At 60.3% G+C, this 16,720-nt stretch carries 18 protein-coding genes; 10 read left to right on the top strand and 8 right to left on the bottom strand.

The window, feature by feature from the left end; all coding sequences use genetic code 11:
- Positions 1-41 precede the first annotated feature (41 nt).
- From coxB to AC1MEW_RS02805, 4 genes are all read left to right on the top strand, one after another.
- The gene (gene coxB / locus AC1MEW_RS02790) at positions 42-1,169 is read left to right on the top strand and encodes a cytochrome c oxidase subunit II (protein ID WP_201195953.1); all 1,128 of its coding nucleotides are present in this window, start codon (positions 42-44) and stop codon (positions 1,167-1,169) included.
- An 82-nt stretch (positions 1,170-1,251) separates the two neighbouring features.
- Positions 1,252-2,841, top strand: a complete 1,590-nt coding sequence (gene ctaD / locus AC1MEW_RS02795; protein ID WP_201256273.1) for a cytochrome c oxidase subunit I — start codon at positions 1,252-1,254, stop codon at positions 2,839-2,841.
- A 165-nt stretch (positions 2,842-3,006) separates the two neighbouring features.
- The gene (locus AC1MEW_RS02800; protein WP_201256274.1) at positions 3,007-3,561 is read left to right on the top strand and encodes a cytochrome c oxidase assembly protein; all 555 of its coding nucleotides are present in this window, start codon (positions 3,007-3,009) and stop codon (positions 3,559-3,561) included.
- A 33-nt stretch (positions 3,562-3,594) separates the two neighbouring features.
- Positions 3,595-4,482: a cytochrome c oxidase subunit 3 gene (locus AC1MEW_RS02805; protein ID WP_201195959.1), complete on the top strand. Its 888-nt coding sequence runs from the start codon at positions 3,595-3,597 to the stop codon at positions 4,480-4,482.
- Between the two features lie 4 nt (positions 4,483-4,486).
- On the opposite strand, the gene AC1MEW_RS02810 is transcribed toward AC1MEW_RS02805, so the two are convergent.
- On the bottom strand, positions 4,487-4,690 hold the full coding sequence (locus AC1MEW_RS02810) for a twin transmembrane helix small protein (RefSeq protein WP_027926133.1): 204 nt from the start codon (positions 4,688-4,690) through the stop codon (positions 4,487-4,489).
- Positions 4,691-4,760: 70 nt separating this feature from the next.
- On the opposite strand from AC1MEW_RS02810, the gene AC1MEW_RS02815 reads away from it, so the two are divergent.
- The 5 genes from AC1MEW_RS02815 to AC1MEW_RS02835 are packed head-to-tail and all read left to right on the top strand — an operon-like array spanning position 4,761 to position 8,669.
- Entirely contained in the window at positions 4,761-5,501 is a 741-nt protein-coding gene (locus tag AC1MEW_RS02815; protein WP_480425356.1) for an SURF1 family protein, read from the top strand.
- Positions 5,467-6,060: a hypothetical protein gene (locus AC1MEW_RS02820; protein WP_201199371.1), complete on the top strand. Its 594-nt coding sequence runs from the start codon at positions 5,467-5,469 to the stop codon at positions 6,058-6,060. Before AC1MEW_RS02815 ends, AC1MEW_RS02820 begins: the two co-directional genes overlap by 35 nt.
- 10 nt (positions 6,061-6,070) lie before the next feature.
- Positions 6,071-7,150: a COX15/CtaA family protein gene (locus tag AC1MEW_RS02825; RefSeq protein ID WP_201199370.1), complete on the top strand. Its 1,080-nt coding sequence runs from the start codon at positions 6,071-6,073 to the stop codon at positions 7,148-7,150.
- Positions 7,138-8,037 carry a heme o synthase gene (cyoE, locus tag AC1MEW_RS02830; RefSeq protein ID WP_201199369.1) on the top strand — a complete coding sequence of 300 codons (900 nt, stop codon included), beginning with the start codon at positions 7,138-7,140 and terminating at the stop codon, positions 8,035-8,037. The genes AC1MEW_RS02825 and cyoE overlap by 13 nt, the downstream gene beginning before the upstream one ends.
- Positions 8,034-8,669, top strand: a complete 636-nt coding sequence (locus AC1MEW_RS02835) for an SCO family protein (RefSeq protein WP_201199367.1) — start codon at positions 8,034-8,036, stop codon at positions 8,667-8,669. Before cyoE ends, AC1MEW_RS02835 begins: the two co-directional genes overlap by 4 nt.
- Positions 8,670-8,847: 178 nt before the next feature.
- Here AC1MEW_RS02835 and AC1MEW_RS02840 read toward each other — a convergent pair whose 3' ends face one another.
- The 3 genes from AC1MEW_RS02840 to AC1MEW_RS02850 all read right to left on the bottom strand — a co-directional run bounded on the left by AC1MEW_RS02840 (position 8,848) and on the right by AC1MEW_RS02850 (position 11,380).
- A complete protein-coding gene (locus tag AC1MEW_RS02840; protein WP_322270093.1) occupies positions 8,848-9,621 on the bottom strand; it encodes a MetQ/NlpA family ABC transporter substrate-binding protein in 774 nt (257 codons plus the stop codon).
- A gap of 77 nt (positions 9,622-9,698) precedes the next feature.
- Positions 9,699-10,373, bottom strand: a complete 675-nt coding sequence (locus AC1MEW_RS02845; RefSeq protein ID WP_201199364.1) for a methionine ABC transporter permease — start codon at positions 10,371-10,373, stop codon at positions 9,699-9,701.
- A complete protein-coding gene (locus tag AC1MEW_RS02850; protein ID WP_480425358.1) occupies positions 10,373-11,380 on the bottom strand; it encodes a methionine ABC transporter ATP-binding protein in 1,008 nt (335 codons plus the stop codon). Before AC1MEW_RS02850 ends, AC1MEW_RS02845 begins: the two co-directional genes overlap by 1 nt.
- Positions 11,381-11,645: 265 nt before the next feature.
- Between AC1MEW_RS02850 and katE the strand changes: the two genes are divergently transcribed.
- Entirely contained in the window at positions 11,646-13,784 is a 2,139-nt protein-coding gene (katE, locus tag AC1MEW_RS02855; RefSeq protein ID WP_480425360.1) for a catalase HPII, read from the top strand.
- 120 nt (positions 13,785-13,904) lie between these two features.
- Here the strand turns inward: katE and AC1MEW_RS02860 are convergent, their stop codons facing one another.
- Genes AC1MEW_RS02860 through zur form a run of 4 tightly spaced genes read right to left on the bottom strand, consistent with a single transcriptional unit; the run spans position 13,905 to position 16,707 of the window.
- Complete coding sequence (locus tag AC1MEW_RS02860) at positions 13,905-14,621, bottom strand: PA5502 family lipoprotein (RefSeq protein ID WP_480425361.1); 717 nt, start codon at positions 14,619-14,621, stop codon at positions 13,905-13,907.
- Positions 14,622-14,658: 37 nt separating this feature from the next.
- A complete protein-coding gene (gene znuB, locus AC1MEW_RS02865; protein WP_322270092.1) occupies positions 14,659-15,447 on the bottom strand; it encodes a zinc ABC transporter permease subunit ZnuB in 789 nt (262 codons plus the stop codon).
- Positions 15,440-16,225, bottom strand: coding sequence for a zinc ABC transporter ATP-binding protein ZnuC (gene znuC / locus AC1MEW_RS02870; protein WP_480425362.1), 786 nt, complete (start codon positions 16,223-16,225; stop codon positions 15,440-15,442). The genes znuB and znuC overlap by 8 nt, the downstream gene beginning before the upstream one ends.
- Entirely contained in the window at positions 16,225-16,707 is a 483-nt protein-coding gene (gene zur, locus AC1MEW_RS02875; protein WP_201195974.1) for a zinc uptake transcriptional repressor Zur, read from the bottom strand. Before zur ends, znuC begins: the two co-directional genes overlap by 1 nt.
- Between the last annotated feature and the right edge of the window lie 13 nt (positions 16,708-16,720).

Genomic DNA, 16,720 nt, shown 5'->3' on the forward strand with positions numbered 1-16,720 from the left:
GAAAGCCGGCGGGATAACAAGAACGATAAGGGGAACCCGCAATGATGCGACATCCACATGTCTGGATGGGCCTCCTGTTGTGGTCGATTTTCAGCCAGGCGCAAGCCGCCTGGACTGTGAATATGGCGCCTGGAGCGACTGAAATCAGTCACGCAGTATTTGACCTGCACATGACCATTTTCTGGATCTGTGTAGTGATCGGCATCATCGTCTTCGGCGCCATGTTCTGGTCGATGATGGTCCACCGCCGCTCGACCGGGCAGGTGGCCGCAAAATTTCATGAAAGTACCACCGTAGAAATTCTCTGGACTGTCGTGCCCTTCATCATTCTGGTGGCCATGGCGGTTCCCGCGACAGCCACCCTGATCAAGATGTATGACTCCAGTGAGCCGGATATCGATATCCAGATCACCGGCTATCAGTGGAAGTGGCACTACAAATACTTGGGCCAGGACGTCGAGTTCTTCAGCAACCTGGCCACCCCCCAGGATCAAATCCACAACAAGGAAGCCAAGGGCGAGCACTACTTGCTCGAGGTCGACAAACCGTTGGTGCTGCCGATCGGGGCCAAGGTGCGCTTCCTGGTGACTTCCGCCGACGTTATCCACTCCTGGTGGGTGCCGGCCTTTGCGGTCAAGCGCGATGCGATTCCGGGGTTCGTCAACGAAGCCTGGACCCGGATCGACAAGCCCGGCATTTACCGTGGCCAGTGTGCCGAGCTGTGCGGCAAGGATCACGGCTTTATGCCGATCGTGGTCGAGGTCAAGGAAAAGGCCGATTACGACAAGTGGCTGGCCGATCGCAAGGCAGAAGCCTTGCAGCTCAAAGAGCTGACAACCAAGGAGTGGACCCTCGACGAACTCAAAGAGCGCGGTGACAAGATCTATCACACCACCTGCGTGGCCTGTCACCAGGCCGAAGGGCAAGGCTTGCCGCCGATGTTCCCGGCGCTCAAAGGTTCGCCGATTGCTACCGGACCGAAAGCAGACCACCTGCACCGCGTTTACTTCGGCAAACCTGGCACCGCCATGGCGGCGTTCGGCAAGCAGCTCTCGGAAGTCGATATCGCAGCGGTCGTGACCTACGAACGTAACGCCTGGGGCAACAACAAAGGCGACATGGTCACGCCTAAAGAAGTGCTGGAGTTGAAACAGGCGGAAAGCAAATGACCCGGTCTATTGCGTACGTAAGGAACCGGTCGGGGCAGCGCGCCCCGGCCTGCCCAGCCCATTCGTTCTCGGGAGAACGGCCATGAGCGCTGTAATCGATGACCACGGTCATGCCGCCGACCATGCCCACGGCCCCGCCAAGGGCCTGATGCGCTGGGTGCTGACCACCAACCACAAGGACATCGGCACGCTGTACCTGTGGTTTGCGTTCACCATGTTCCTGATTGGCGGCTCGTTCGCCATGGTGATTCGTGCCGAGCTGTTCCAGCCCGGGCTGCAAATCGTCGAACCGGCGTTCTTCAACCAGATGACCACCATGCATGGCCTGGTGATGGTCTTCGGTGCAGTGATGCCAGCCTTCGTCGGCCTCGCCAACTGGATGATCCCGTTGATGATCGGCGCGCCGGACATGGCCCTGCCACGGATGAACAACTTCAGCTTCTGGCTACTGCCAGCGGCGTTCATCCTGTTGATCTCGACCTTGTTCACCGCCGGCGGCGGGCCAAACTTCGGCTGGACCTTCTACGCCCCGCTCTCCACGACCTACGCGCCAGAAAGCGTGACCTACTTCATCTTCGCCATCCACCTGATGGGCATCAGCTCGATCATGGGCGCGATCAACGTGATCGCCACCATCCTCAACCTGCGCGCCCCTGGCATGACGCTGATGAAAATGCCGCTGTTCGTCTGGACCTGGCTGATCACCGCGTTCCTGCTGATCGCAGTAATGCCGGTGCTGGCCGGGTGCGTGACGATGATGCTGATGGACATCCACTTCGGCACCAGTTTCTTCAGTGCCGCCGGTGGCGGGGACCCGGTGCTGTTCCAGCACGTGTTCTGGTTCTTCGGTCACCCCGAGGTGTACATCATGATCCTGCCGGCCTTCGGTGCCGTCAGCTCGATCATCCCGACCTTCTCGCGCAAGCCACTGTTCGGCTACACCTCGATGGTCTACGCCACGGCGAGCATCGCGTTCCTGTCGTTTATCGTCTGGGCGCACCACATGTTCGTGGTTGGTATTCCGCTGGTGGGCGAGTTGTTCTTTATGTACGCCACGCTGCTGATCGCGGTGCCGACCGGCGTGAAAGTGTTCAACTGGGCCAGCACCATGTGGCAAGGCTCGCTGACCTTCGAAACGCCGATGCTGTTCGCCGTGGCGTTCGTGATCCTGTTCTCCATCGGCGGGTTCTCCGGCCTGATGCTGGCCATCGCCCCGGCGGACTTCCAGTACCAGGACACCTACTTCGTGGTCGCGCACTTCCACTACGTGCTGGTGCCGGGGGCGATCTTCGGGATCTTCGCCTCGGCCTACTACTGGCTGCCGAAATGGACCGGCCACATGTACGACGAAACCCTCGGCAAGCTGCATTTCTGGCTGTCGTTCATCGGTATGAACATGACTTTTTTCCCGATGCACTTCGTGGGGCTGGCGGGCATGCCGCGACGGATTCCGGACTACAACCTGCAATTCGCCGACTTCAACATGGTGTCGTCGATTGGCGCGTTCATGTTCGGTACCACGCAGCTGTTCTTCCTGTTCATCGTGATCAAGACCATTCGCGGCGGCCCGCCAGCACCGGCCAAACCGTGGGAAGGGGCTGAAGGTCTGGAGTGGAGCGTGCCGTCACCGGCGCCGTATCACACCTTCACCACCCCGCCGGAAGTGAAATGAACGCTGTAACCCATGTGGGAGCGAACTTGTGTGGCGAGGGAGCTTGCTCCCGCTCGGCTGCGAAGCAGACGCAAAGCTTTTGGGGCCGCTTCGCAGCCCAGCGGGAGCAAGCTCCCTCGCCACAAAGGCTCGCTCCCACAGGGCTTGGGCGTGAGGGCAGACATCATGGCTGATTCAATTTCTCTGAAAAAACTGGTCACGCGCCTGCTGATGGTGGTGGTAGCGATGTTTGTATTCGGGTTTGCCCTTGTGCCGATCTACGACGTGATGTGCAAGGCCTTCGGCATCAACGGCAAAACCGCCGGGCAGTACGAAGGCGAACAGACGGTCGACACCTCGCGGCAAGTGCGCGTGCAGTTTCTGTCGATGAACAACGCCGACATGCCGTGGGAGTTCTATCCCAAGGGCAATGAACTGACCACCTATCCCGGGGCGGTGAGCGAAATGCTGTTTGTCGCCTACAACCCCACCGACCACCCGATGAGCGCCCAGGCAGTGCCGAGCATCGCGCCCAGCGAGGCGGCGGCGTACTTCCACAAGACCGAATGTTTCTGCTTTACCCAGCAAGTGCTGCAGCCCGGTCAACGGATCGAGATGCCGGTACGTTTCATCGTTGACCGTGACATGCCCAAGGATGTGAAGCACCTGACGCTGTCTTACACGCTGTTCGATATCACCGCACGTCATCCGCCCGTGGCTGCTGCAAGCACCGGTGGCTAGGCGTTGAAGCGTGCCCGATAAGGAGAACAATAAATGGCAACTCATGAGCACTATTACGTACCCGCCCAGAGCAAATGGCCGATCATCGCCACCGCCGGCATGCTGGTCACGGTGTACGGCCTGGCCACCTGGTTCAACGACCTGAAAGCGGCACGGCCGGAATCCCACGGCCCGCTGATCTTTTTCGTCGGCGGCCTGCTGCTGGCCTACATGCTGTTCGGCTGGTTCGGCACGGTGATCAAGGAGAGCCGCGCGGGGTTGTACAGCCCGCAGCTTGATCGCTCGTTCCGCTGGGGCATGAGTTGGTTCATCTTCTCCGAGGTGATGTTCTTCATCGCCTTCTTCGGTGCGCTGTTTTACGTGCGGCACATCTCTGGCCCGGCGCTGGGAGGCGAAGGCCCAAAGGGCATCGCCCACATGCTCTGGCCGAACTTTCAATTCGCCTGGCCGCTGCTGCACACCCCGGACCCGAAACTGTTCCCGCCGCCTAAAGAAGTCATCAGCCCCTGGGGCCTGCCGCTGATCAACACTATTTTGCTGGTCAGCTCCAGCGTCACCGTGACCATCGCCCATCACGCCTTGAAAAAAGGCCATCGCGGCGCGCTTAAAATCTGGCTGGCGATCACCGTGCTGCTGGGCTGCGGGTTCCTCGCGCTGCAAGCCGAAGAATACACACACGCCTACCACGAACTGGGGCTGACCCTCGGTTCGGGCGTCTACGGCGCAACGTTCTTCATGCTCACCGGGTTCCACGGCGCCCACGTGACCATCGGCACCATCATCCTGTTCGTGATGCTGATGCGGATCATGCGCGGACACTTCGATAACGAGCACCAGTTCGGCTTCGAAGCGGCGAGTTGGTACTGGCACTTCGTCGACGTGGTGTGGATCGGGCTGTTCGTTTTCGTCTACGTGCTTTGAGGCATTACCAAGGCGCAGTAGACACTAACTGGCCGCTGTAGAAACCCCAGGCGATCAAGCCGACGGTGGTGGCGGCCAAGGCAACCCGAACACTCAAGGCGATCACCAGGCGATTCGAGCTGCTGTCGTCCTTGACCAGAAAAAACAGGCCGCTGAACAGGCTGACAACCGTGGCAATCAGCATCAGGACGATGGCTGCTTTGAGCATGGTAAGACTCCGGGGGACAGGCGATGCATTTGAGTATAGCTATCGCGATGACCGACTTTCTGGCGATGCCATGAAGCGCTTTCGGCCGGGCATCGTGCCGACGATTGTAGTGGCGCTGTTGTTGCCGCTGCTGGTGTCGCTCGGCTTCTGGCAACTGAGCCGAGGCGCAGAGAAAAGCGCGCTGCTGCAAAGCTACGCCGAGCGCAGGGCGGCCGAACCGATGGCCAGCACCGCGCTGCAACACACCCAGGACCCGGCCTTTCGCCGGGTGCACCTGTACGGCCAGTTCGATGCCGAGCACAGCTTGTTGCTGGATAACCGCCAGCGCAACGGCAAGGTCGGCGTCGAGTTGCTGCAACCGTTTCATGATCAAGCGACCGGGCTTTGGTTGCTGGTCAATCGCGGTTGGTTGCCGTGGCCGGAGCGCCGCACCCCACCGCAATTCAAGACACCCACCGAAGCGCAGAGCATTGACGCGTGGGTCTACGTTTCCCCCGGCGCGACGTTCCAACTACACGCCGATCCAACGACATCGACCTGGCCGAAGCTGATCACCGCCGTCGAACCGGGCAAGCTCTGGGCCTCGCTCAATCGCGAAGGCTTTGCCTACGAATTGCGTGAAGAAACCGGCCCCGCGTCCTACCAGGCCGATTGGCCGGTGGTGGCCATGGGACCGGAAAAACACATCGCTTATGCCGTGCAGTGGTTCGCCATGGCGATCGCCCTGCTCGGCCTTTTTATCTACCTCGGCTGGCACAACGCAAAGGAGAAACACCATGGGAGCGGCCATGAATCCACCCAGCATGTCTGAGGCGAAAACGCCGGCGAGTCGGCGCAAGGGTCGCTTGCAACTGCTGCTGATCCTGCTCGGGGTGATCGGTCCGATGATCCTCGCCACCGGCATGTACAAACTGAATTTCTGGGTGCCGGACGGCCGCAGTTATCACGGCGAACTGATCGGCAACGGCCAGACCCGCGCCGACCTCGGCGTGCAGGCCGAAGAGGATCGCTGGCAAATGCTGGTGACCGCGCCCAAGGACTGCTTGGTGGACTGCCAGCAACTGGTGTACCTGGCGCGGCAAATCCAGATCGGCCTCGGTCGCGATGCGTCCCGTGCCAGTCATGCATTGGCAGCGGCGCAACCGCTGACCGCCGACTATGAAGCCAAGCTGACTCGCGAATATCCACAACTGCAGCGCTACCCCATGGACTTGACCACGTTCAGTAAAACAACAGGGGACAAGACCGCGCCGCAGCTGTGGATCATCGACCCCCACGGCAATCTGGTGCTGCGCTACGACCCGACGGTCAAGGGCAAGGACCTGCTGAACGATCTGCGTCAACTGCTGAAACTGTCGAACATCGGATAAGGGCATCGTCATGGCCAAACCTGGATTTCGCCTCGCGCTGTTTGCCACCTTGCTGGCACTGATTGTGGTGTTGCTCGGCGCCTACACTCGCCTGACCCACGCCGGCCTCGGCTGCCCGGACTGGCCGGGTTGCTACGGCTTTATCAGCGTGCCAAAAAGCGAAGCCCAGTTAGCCCATGCCGAACTGCATTTCCCCGATACGCCGGTCGTTGCCCACAAAGGCTGGAACGAGATGATCCACCGCTACTTCGCCGGCACGCTGGGGCTGTTGATCTCGGTGCTGGCCGGTCGTGCCTGGGTTCATCGTCGTCACCCGGGGCAACCGGTGAAATTGCCGTTGTTTCTGTTGGCGGTGGTGTTCGCCCAAGCGGCGTTCGGCATGTGGACGGTGACGCTCAAGCTCTGGCCGCAAGTGGTCACCGGGCATTTGCTTGGCGGGTTCGCGACCCTGAGTTTGTTGTTTCTGCTGACCCTACGGCTGTCCGGCGTATTGCCGGCCCTAACGGTGCCAAAACGCTTGCAGTACTGGGCGACCGCCGGCTTGCTGCTGGTGATCCTGCAAATCGCCCTCGGCGGCTGGGTCAGTTCCAACTACGCGGCAGTGGCGTGCATCGACTTCCCGACCTGCCACGGCCAATGGCTGCCACCAGCTGATTTCGCCAACGGTTTTCACCTGACCCAACACATCGGGCCCAATTACCTCGGCGGGCAACTGGACAGCGATGCCCGCACCGCGATTCACCTGACCCACCGGATCGGCGCCCTACTGGTGACGCTGGTGCTGCTGGGCCTGGCCTGGCAGCTAAAAGTGGTCGGCATGACTCGCCTGGCCGGGTTGGTGCTAATCGCCCTCGGCGCACAAATCACCTTGGGCATCAGCAACGTGCTGTTTCACCTGCCGCTGCCGATTGCCGTCGCCCACAACGCGGGCGGTGCGACGTTGTTGCTGACGATGGTGCTGGTCAATTATCACGCGCGAACCAGTCTGGTTCGGGTCAAGCAGCAATCCCCTGCGCGCTGGCGTTTCAGCCTGCGTAAACACTCCGCCGGGCCCATAACAATAAAAGGAGAGATGCCATGGCGACTCTGATCGGCGAACGTCACAGTCAGGCAATCTGGCGGGATTATCTGGAACTGACCAAGCCGAAAGTGGTGGTGCTGATGCTCATCACATCCTTGGTGGGCATGTTCCTCGCGACCCGCGCCGGAGTGCCGTGGACGGTGCTGGTGTTCGGCAATCTGGGGATCGCCCTGTGTGCTGGTGGCGCGGCGGCGGTCAATCATGTGGTGGACCGGCGGATCGATGCGGTGATGGCGCGGACTCACAAGCGACCGCTGGCTGAAGGCCGGGTGTCACCCGCAGCGGCGTTGACCTTTGCCTTGGTGCTGGCGCTGCTCGGTCAGGCATTGTTGCTGGCGTTCACCAATCCGCTGACTGCTTGGCTGACCCTTGCCTCCCTGCTCGGCTATGCAGTGGTCTACACCGGTTTCCTGAAACGCGCGACGCCGCAGAACATCGTCATCGGCGGCCTCGCCGGCGCTGCCCCGCCGCTGCTCGGCTGGACCGCCGCGACCGGGCATATCGGTGCCGAGCCATTGCTGCTGGTGCTGATCATCTTCGCCTGGACCCCGCCACACTTCTGGGCCCTGGCCATTCACCGCAAAGAGGAATATGCCAAGGCCGACATTCCGATGCTGCCGGTGACCCACGGCGAGCACTACACCAAAGTCCACATCCTGCTTTACACCTTCGCGCTGCTGGCAGTCAGCCTGATGCCTTATGTGATCCACATGAGCGGTGTGCTCTACCTCGTTTGTGCCTTGGGACTGGGCGCGAGGTTTCTGCAATGGGCCGTGGTGCTGTACCGTGGCACTCGGCCGCACGCGGCGATCAACACGTTCAAGTACTCTATTTGGTACTTGTTCCTGCTGTTTATCGCCCTGCTCGTAGACCACTACTTACTGTTGAACCTATGACTCGAACTCAGAAAACCGTCTTCATCCTCGTTGCCCTGATCGCGCTTGTGCTGGGCCTGACCGTCAACAAAGTGCTGTCCGGCAAGGGCCAGGGTGACCCGACGGCACTGATCGACGCCGGGATCATCTTGCTGCCGCAAAGCCGTAACCTGCCGAGCGTGACGATGACCGACCAGGACGGCAAACCGGTGGCGGTCAACGAGCTGAAAGACAAGTGGAGTCTGCTGTTCTTTGGCTACACCTTCTGCCCGGACATCTGCCCGACCACCCTCGCCCAGTTGCGTCAGATCAAGAGCGAACTGCCGCCAGAAGCGGCGGCCAAGTTGCAGATCATCCTGGTCAGCGTCGACCCGAACCGCGACACGCCCAAGCAGCTCAAACAGTATTTGGGTTACTTCGACCCGCAGTTCCAGGGACTGACCGCCTCGTCGGTGGAAGACATCCAGAAACTCGCCAACGCGGTGAGCATTCCGTTTATTCCGGCGGACACCAGCAAGCCTAACTACACGGTCGACCACAGCGGCAACCTCGCGGTGATCGGGCCGGACGGGACGCAGCGCGGGTTCATTCGCGCACCGCTGAACAACGTGAAGTTGGTGGCGCAGTTGCCGGTGATGCTTAAACGTCAATGATTAGGGCTAACACAGCACCAATGTGGGAGCGGGCTTGCTCGCGAATACGGTGTGTCATTCAGCATATATGTCGGCTGACCCACCGCTTTCGCGAGCAAGCCCGCTCCCACAGGGTCGGTGTTTCAGGCACAAAAAAAGGGGCGCATTGAATGCGCCCTTTTTTCGTTGCATCCGCAGATCAGAACGCCGGCAATACCGCGCCTTTGTACTTCTCGAGAATGAACGCTTTCACTTCCGGGCTGTGCAGGGCAGCAACCAGTTTCTTCATCGCGTCGCTGTCCTTGTCGTCTGGACGGGCCACCAGGATGTTCACGTAAGGCGAGTCATTGCCTTCGATGACCAGTGCGTCCTTGGACGGATCAAGCTTGGCTTCCAGCGCGTAGTTGGTGTTGATCAGCGCCAGGTCGACCTGGGTCAGTACGCGCGGGATGGTCGCGGCTTCCAGTTCGCGGAATTTCAGGTCCTTGGAGTTCTCGGTGATGTCCTTGACGGTCGACAGGATGTTGTTCGCATCCTTCAACTTGATCAGGCCAGCCTTCTGCAGCAGCAACAGCGCACGGCCGCCGTTGGTGGCGTCGTTCGGGATCACCACGTTGGCGCCGCCAGGCAGTTCAGCCAGGGTTTTGTACTTGCTGGAGTAAGCGCCCAGTGGTTCCAGGTGCACGCCGGCAACAGCAACCAGGTTGGTACCCTTGGCCTTGTTGAACTCATCCAGGTACGGCTGGTGCTGGAAGAAGTTGGCATCCAGACGCTTCTCGGCGACCTGCACGTTCGGCTGGATGTAGTCGGTGAAGACTTTGACTTTCAGGTCCACGCCTTCTTTGGCCAGGGCCGGTTTCACGAACTCCAGAATCTCCGCATGCGGAACCGGCGTCGCGGCGACGGTCAGGGTTTCAGCAGCCTGGGCAGAGAACGCGGCAACGGCTGCGAACGCGACGAGTAGTTTTTTCATTCAGCTAACTCCTTGTGAGGCGCCCGTGTGGCGCCTGCCAGCGAATGGCCGGCTCATGTCTTGGTTATGTGAACCATTTATTTTCTGGAAAAGTGTACGACCAACCTGTCGCCAACCATTTGCAGCACCTGCACCAGCACCAGCAACAGGACCACGGTGACGATCATTACATCGGTCTGGAAACGCTGGTAGCCGAAACGGATGGCCAGGTCGCCCAAGCCACCGGCGCCGACCACACCAGCCATTGCCGTGTAGGACACCAGTGTAATTGCCGTCACCGTAATCGCCGCGTAAATGCCCGGACGGGCTTCTGGCAGCAGGGCGTTGATGATGATCTGCTTGGTAGTCGCGCCCATGGCCTGGGTCGCTTCGATGATGCCGCGATCGACTTCACGCAGGGCGGTTTCCACCAGTCGCGCGAAGAACGGCGTGGCGCCCACCACCAACGGCGGAATCGCGCCAGCAACACCGAGCGAAGTACCGGTGATCAACACCGTGAACGGGATCATCACAATCAGCAAAATGATGAACGGCAGCGAACGCAGGATGTTCACCGCCAGCGACAACACAGCGTAGATGCCTTTGGATTCCAGCAACTGACGCGGGCTGCACAGGAACAACAACACGCCCAGCGGCAAGCCGAGCAAAACCGTGAACAACAGCGAACCGCCGAGCATCAGCAGGGTGTCGCCGGTGGCCAGCCAGATCTCGAGCCAGTCGATATTGGCGAAGAAACTCATCAGGGCTTCCATTAGCGCAGCACCTCCATGTGGACGTCAGCCGCGGTGAAGAGGCCGAACGCCGCTTCCATGTCGCCGCCGGTGACAGCCAGGGTCAGTTGCCCGTAAGGGACGTCTTTGATGCGGTCGATACGACCGGCCAGGATGCTGTAGTCGACGCCGGTTTCCCGAGCGACGGTACCGAGCAATGGCGCGTAGGTCGCTTCGCCCTGGAAGGTCAGACGCACGATACGGCCCGGCACGTGAGCGAAGTCGTCGCGCTGTTCGCTTTCGTCGATCTGCTCGCTTTCTTGCACGAAACGCTTGGTGGTCGGGTGCTTGGGATGCAGGAACACCTCAGCCACCGAGCCTTGCTCAACGATCACGCCAGCGTCCATCACCGCCACTTGGTCGCAGACCCGGCGGATCACGTCCATCTCGTGGGTGATCAGCACGATGGTCAGCTTCAGCTCGCGATTGATCTCGGCCAGCAATTGCAGAACCGACGCGGTGGTCTGCGGGTCCAGGGCGCTGGTGGCTTCGTCGCACAGCAGGATTTTCGGCTTGGTCGCCAGGGCGCGGGCAATGCCGACGCGCTGCTTCTGGCCACCGGACAACTGCGCCGGGTACTTCTTGGCGTGGTCGGACAAACCTACCCGGGCCAACAGTTCAGCCACACGCTGGTCGATCTCGCCGCGGGACAACTCACCGGCCAGGGTCAGCGGCAGCGCGACGTTGTCGGCCACAGTCTTGGACGCCAGCAGGTTGAAGTGCTGGAAAATCATCCCGACTTGCTGACGGAAACGTCGCAGGCTATTGGCATCCAGCGCCGTGACTTCCTCGCCATCGACGAAGATCTTGCCGCCACTGGACTCTTCCAGGCGATTGATCAGACGCAGCAGGGTACTTTTTCCCGCACCGGAATGACCGATCAGGCCGAAGACCTGACCGTTCTCAATCGTCAGACTGGTCGGATGCAGGGCGGGAATATCCTTACCGGCGACGCGGTAAGTCTTATGGACGTTTTGAAACTCGATCACGTAGCGAACCTTGTGGGGCGCGTTGGAAAAGGATCAGCGGTTAGCCGGGCGCGCATTTTAGCCTGTCCGTATAGAGGTTATTAGCATTTATTCCGCATTCATCCTTTCATTTGGAAATAACGCGATCAAAGGTCATAAAAAAGGAACGGCTAAAAACCTCATCAGTCACTAATTAGGCAACTCGAAAACGCCCCCGGTGCCGTGCCTGGGGAATTGCACAAGAATCCTGGCTACGGCAGGAATCGCAACGAGGAGTTTACGACTGATGAGTACCAAGAAGCCTGGCGCTCCCAAAAGCGCATTGGCCGGGACCGACACCCTGGACCGCGGCAACACCAACGCCAAGCTCGATAGCCTGGAACAATTTCGCTCCGATGCCACTGAACAGGCATTGCGCACCAACCAGGGCGTGAAGGTTTCGGACAACCAGAACAGCTTGAAGGTCGGAGCCCGCGGGCCTTCGCTGCTGGAAGACTTCATCATGCGTGAAAAGATCACGCATTTTGACCATGAACGCATTCCGGAGCGCATCGTTCACGCACGAGGCACCGGCGCCCATGGCTACTTCCAGACCTACGAAAACCACTCCGCTCTGACCAAGGCTGGTTTCCTACAGGAGCCGGGCAAGAAAACCCCGGTATTCACCCGTTTCTCTACCGTTCAAGGCCCGCGCGGGTCAGGCGATACTGTGCGGGACGTACGAGGTTTCGCTGTGAAGTTTTTCACCGACGAAGGCAACTTCGACCTGGTGGGCAACAACATGCCGGTGTTCTTCATTCAGGACGCGATCAAGTTTCCCGACTTCGTCCACGCGGTAAAACCCGAGCCCCACAACGAGATGCCGACTGGCGGCTCGGCCCATGACACGTTCTGGGACTTCGTGTCCCTGCAACCCGAGTCGGCACACATGGTCATCTGGACGATGTCCGACCGGGCGATCCCGAAAAGCCTGCGCAGCATGCAGGGTTTCGGCATCCACACCTTTCGGCTGATCAATGCCGAAGGCAAATCGCGCTTCGTCAAATTCCACTGGCGCCCTACCGCCGGCACTTGCTCGCTGGTGTGGGATGAGGCGCAGAAACTCGCCGGTAAAGACACTGACTTCCACCGTCGCGATCTCTGGGAGGCCATCGAGACCGGGGACTACCCGGAATGGGAACTTGGCGTACAAATTATCGAAGAAGAGAACGAGCACAGCTTCGACTTCGACATCCTCGACCCGACCAAACTGATCCCGGAAGAAATCGTCCCGATCACACCACTGGGCAAAATGGTGTTGAACCGCAACCCGGACAATTTCTTCGCCGAAACCGAGCAGGTTGCGTTTTGCCCTGGGCACATCGTCCCAGGCATCGACTTCTCCAACGACCCACTGCTGCAAGGTCGGTTGTTTTCCTACACCGACACGCAAATCAGCCGACTCGGCGGCCCAAACTTTCACGAAATCCCGATCAACCGCCCGGTCGCTCCCTTCCACAACGGCCAGCGCGATGCCTTGCACCGAACCACCATCGACAAGGGTCGCGCGTCCTACGAGCCCAACTCGATTGATGGCGGTTGGCCGAAAGAAACCCCCGCGGCGGCGAAGGACGGTGGCTTCGAGACATATCCGGAACGCATCGACGCCAACAAGATTCGTCAGCGCAGCGAGTCGTTCAGCGATCACTTTTCCCAGGCGCGGCTGTTCTTCAAGAGCATGAGCAGGCACGAGCAGGAACACATCATCTCGGCTTACAGCTTCGAGTTGGGCAAGGTTGAGCGGTTATGGATTCGTGAGCGGCAAGTTAACGAGATCCTCGCCAATATCGACCTGGAACTGGCCAAGCGTGTGGCGCAGAACCTGGGTCTGCCGGCGCCGAAAGCCGGGACTGTGGATGTGCGCAAAACGTCGCTGGATCACTCCCCGGCGCTGAGTCAGGCCAATTTACTGCCAGAAAACATCAAAACCCGGAAAGTGGCGATTCTTGCGGCCAACGGCGTCGATGGTGCAGCGATTGAGGCGATAAAGAAAGCGCTGACCGCCGAGGGTGCTCACGCCAAATTGCTTGGGCCGACTTCGGCGCCGGTAACAACTGCCAATGGCAAGTCACTGCCGGTGGATGCGTCGATGGAAGGTCTGCCGTCGGTGGCGTTCGATGCGGTGTTCGTGCCGGGTGGCGCCGCGTCGATCAAGGCGTTGAGCGGTGATGGCGTGGCGTTGCATTACTTGCTGGAGGCCTACAAGCACCTGAAGGCGATTGCGTTGCATGGCGAGGCCAGGCAATTGCTGGATGTGTTGAAACTGGAGGCGGATGCGGGGTTGATCGTTGGCGCGGATGCCAAGCTGTTCAAGGCGTTTTTTGCCGCGATTGGGCAGCATCGGGTGTGGGACAGGGAGCCTAAGGCCAAGGCGATTCCGGCCTAGAGAGGTGTTTCGTTAGGGAGGGCGCCTTCGCGGGCAAGCCTCGCTCCTACAGGTTTTATGTCGTTCGCCAATAGTGTGAACGACGTGCCCCTGTAGGAGCGAGGCTTGCCCGCGAAGCTTTTAAGGCTTACGCGGACTCAACACCATCTGCGCCGGCACATTGCGCAGGATCTGCTTCTCGATCTTCAAATCGAAATCCGAATCAAGCTTCTTCACCCGGTTGGTCAGCAACGTCGCCAACCAAGGGTAATCCTGAGTACGCGGCGCCTGAATGCTCACAGCACATTCATAATTCACCACATCGGCGGCGATAGCATCCAGTTGACGACGCAGTTTGCTCATATCGGTGAGGTTCAACGCCACCGTGGTGCTTTGCGCCGTCGGGTCGATAACTTTGGCTTTCGGCTTGGCTTCAGCAGCCATGAGCGCTGCCTCAGCCTTGTCCAGCTCAGCCTTGCGCGCATTGACGATGGCGTTGTTAACCCCGCCGGTCAGCGCCGGGGCTTTTGGCATCAATGCCCGGGCACGGCTCAGGGCGGTCGCGGCAGCGTTTACATCGCCTTTTTGCAACACGATCTGGCTGCGTTGCAGATAGGCTTCGGCCAGTTGCCGTTGGTACTGCACAAGGCTTGGGTCGTCGGGCGACTGGGCCTGCAAGGCAGCCAGTTGATCTTCGGCGGTGGCCAGCTCGCTGCTGGCCAGGTTTTGTTCCAGTTGTGCGATCGCCGCAGCCCGTGCATCGGGGGCCTCGGTGGCCGCCGGTGGCGTGCTTTGGCAAGCGCCCAGCAGCAGAGAAAATGCGACAAGGAGCAGATAACGGGAGGCGAACGACTTCATTCCTGCGACTCTCTATTTGCGCAAAAAACGAGCAAGTCTACACCCCTCGACGGGGCAGGACAAAACTCAGCAGAAACAGTGCGGCGGCCGTCACAACAATCGATGGGCCCGCCGGGGTGTCCTTGAACCACGACAACGCCAACCCGCCACACACCGCGAGCATGCCCAGCAGGCTCGCGCCCAATGCCATCTGCTCCGGCGAGCGGGCGTGACGTTGTGCCGCAGCTGCCGGGATGATCAACAACGAGGTAATCAGCAACACACCGACGATTTTCATCGCCACGGCAATCACTATGGCAATCAGCAACATCAGCGTCAGGCGCAACGCTGCCACCGGCAAACCTTCCACCGTGGCCAACTCTTCGTGCACGGTGATCGCCAGCAATGGCCGCCACAACGTCACCAGCAACGCCAGCACCGCCGCACTGCCGCCGAGGATCCAGGCCAGATCGGTCGGGCTGATCGCCAGCAGGTCGCCGAAGAGATAGGCCATCAGGTCGATCCGCACTTCATGCATGAAGCTTAGTACCACCAGGCCCAGCGAGAGCGTGCTCGGTGCGAGAATTCCCAAAAGCGTGTCAGACGCCAGCGGCTGACGCTGCTGCAAAGTCACCAGCAACACCGCCAGCAGCAGGCAACCGACGGTCACCGCCACGGTCGGGCTCACGTCCAACAGAAAGCCCAGGGCTACACCCAGCAGTGCGGCGTGGGACAAGGTATCGCCGAAGTAGGCCATCCGGCGCCAGACCACGAACGAACCCAGCGGGCCCGCGACCACGGCCAGGGCCAGACCTGCAAGCAGGGCGTAGAGCAGAAAATCAGCCATGCTTGCAGCTATCTCCATGGACGTGGGGTTGGGCCGACGCGGTCGCGCTGACCACCGAGCCATGCAGGTCATGAGCATGGTCGTGATGGTGGTGATAAATCGCCAGGCTTTGTGCGTTCTTGCCGAACAGCTCGACGAAGGCTGGATCGCCGCTGACGTGTTCCGGGTGCCCGGAGCAACAGACGTGGCGATTCAGGCAAACCACCTGATCAGTGGTGCTCATCACCAGGTGCAAATCGTGGGAAACCATCAGCACGCCGCAGCCGTGACGGTCACGCAAACGCGTGATCAGGCTGTACAACTCGGCCTGACCGGCCACATCGACGCCTTGCACCGGTTCGTCGAGCACCAGCAACTCCGGCTCACGCAACAACGCTCGGGCCAGCAGCACTCGCTGCATTTCACCACCGGAAACCGTCTGCACCGGGCTGTCGATCACCTGCTCGGCGCCGACTTCCTTGAGCGCCGCCAACGCCCGCACCCGATCAACCCCGGGCACCAGGCGCAGAAAGCGCAGTACCGAGAGCGGCAGGGTTGGATCGACATGTAGTTTTTGCGGCATGTAGCCAACGCGCAGTTTCGGCTTGCGCCAGACACTGCCGCTGTCCGGTTTCAACAGGCCGAGTACGGCGCGTACCAGAGTGGTTTTGCCAGCGCCGTTGGGGCCAATCAGGGTCACGATCTGCCCTGGTTCGACGCTCAGATCAATGTTTTCCAGCACGCTTTGCCCGGCAAACGTGACGGCAACCTGTTCGAGACGGATCAGCGCGTTGCTCATCAAGCCCCCTGGCAACCCGAGCAGAGCCCGACCACTTCAACGGTCTGGGCCTCCACGACAAATCCGACATCCTTGGCGCTGAAGACAATCGCGTCGCTGATGGATTTTTGTTCAAGTTCAATCGCGGCGTGGCATTCGCGGCAAATCAGGAACTGACCCTGGTGGGCGTGTTCCGGGTGATTGCAGCCAACGAAGGCGTTCAACGACGAGATGCGGTGCACGAGGCCGTTATCCAGCAGGAAATCCAGCGCCCGGTACACGGTCGGTGGCGCTGCGCGTCGACCATCCTGCTCGCTGAGTACCGCCAGGATGTCGTAGGCGCCCAGCGGCTTGTGGCTTTGCCAGACCAGTTCCAGCACCCGCCGGCGCAGGGCGGTCAGGCGCAAACCCTGACGTGCGCACAAGGCATCGGCCTCAGACAATGCGCTATGAACGCAATGAGAGTGGTCGTGGGGACGGCTGGCAATCGGTGTTTTAGGCATGAGCGGCGACGAG

It is taken from the genome of Pseudomonas sp. ASL4 (genome assembly GCF_056680395.1).

What these genes read in the sequence shown, in the direction of transcription:
- katE (WP_480425360.1), top strand. Translation starts at nt 11,646, where the DNA reads ATGAGTACCAAGAAGCCTGGCGCTCCCAAAAGCGCATTGGCCGGGACC.
- AC1MEW_RS02825 (WP_201199370.1), top strand. Translation starts at nt 6,071, where the DNA reads ATGGCCAAACCTGGATTTCGCCTCGCGCTGTTTGCCACCTTGCTGGCA.
- ctaD (WP_201256273.1), top strand. Translation starts at nt 1,252, where the DNA reads ATGAGCGCTGTAATCGATGACCACGGTCATGCCGCCGACCATGCCCAC.
- znuB (WP_322270092.1), bottom strand. Translation starts at nt 15,447, where the DNA reads ATGGCTGATTTTCTGCTCTACGCCCTGCTTGCAGGTCTGGCCCTGGCC.
- AC1MEW_RS02860 (WP_480425361.1), bottom strand. Translation starts at nt 14,621, where the DNA reads ATGAAGTCGTTCGCCTCCCGTTATCTGCTCCTTGTCGCATTTTCTCTG.
- AC1MEW_RS02805 (WP_201195959.1), top strand. Translation starts at nt 3,595, where the DNA reads ATGGCAACTCATGAGCACTATTACGTACCCGCCCAGAGCAAATGGCCG.
- coxB (WP_201195953.1), top strand. Translation starts at nt 42, where the DNA reads ATGATGCGACATCCACATGTCTGGATGGGCCTCCTGTTGTGGTCGATT.
- AC1MEW_RS02835 (WP_201199367.1), top strand. Translation starts at nt 8,034, where the DNA reads ATGACTCGAACTCAGAAAACCGTCTTCATCCTCGTTGCCCTGATCGCG.
- AC1MEW_RS02810 (WP_027926133.1), bottom strand. Translation starts at nt 4,690, where the DNA reads ATGCTCAAAGCAGCCATCGTCCTGATGCTGATTGCCACGGTTGTCAGC.
- AC1MEW_RS02800 (WP_201256274.1), top strand. Translation starts at nt 3,007, where the DNA reads ATGGCTGATTCAATTTCTCTGAAAAAACTGGTCACGCGCCTGCTGATG.
- AC1MEW_RS02820 (WP_201199371.1), top strand. Translation starts at nt 5,467, where the DNA reads ATGGGAGCGGCCATGAATCCACCCAGCATGTCTGAGGCGAAAACGCCG.
- AC1MEW_RS02840 (WP_322270093.1), bottom strand. Translation starts at nt 9,621, where the DNA reads ATGAAAAAACTACTCGTCGCGTTCGCAGCCGTTGCCGCGTTCTCTGCC.
- zur (WP_201195974.1), bottom strand. Translation starts at nt 16,707, where the DNA reads ATGCCTAAAACACCGATTGCCAGCCGTCCCCACGACCACTCTCATTGC.
- AC1MEW_RS02845 (WP_201199364.1), bottom strand. Translation starts at nt 10,373, where the DNA reads ATGGAAGCCCTGATGAGTTTCTTCGCCAATATCGACTGGCTCGAGATC.
- AC1MEW_RS02815 (WP_480425356.1), top strand. Translation starts at nt 4,761, where the DNA reads ATGAAGCGCTTTCGGCCGGGCATCGTGCCGACGATTGTAGTGGCGCTG.
- znuC (WP_480425362.1), bottom strand. Translation starts at nt 16,225, where the DNA reads ATGAGCAACGCGCTGATCCGTCTCGAACAGGTTGCCGTCACGTTTGCC.
- cyoE (WP_201199369.1), top strand. Translation starts at nt 7,138, where the DNA reads ATGGCGACTCTGATCGGCGAACGTCACAGTCAGGCAATCTGGCGGGAT.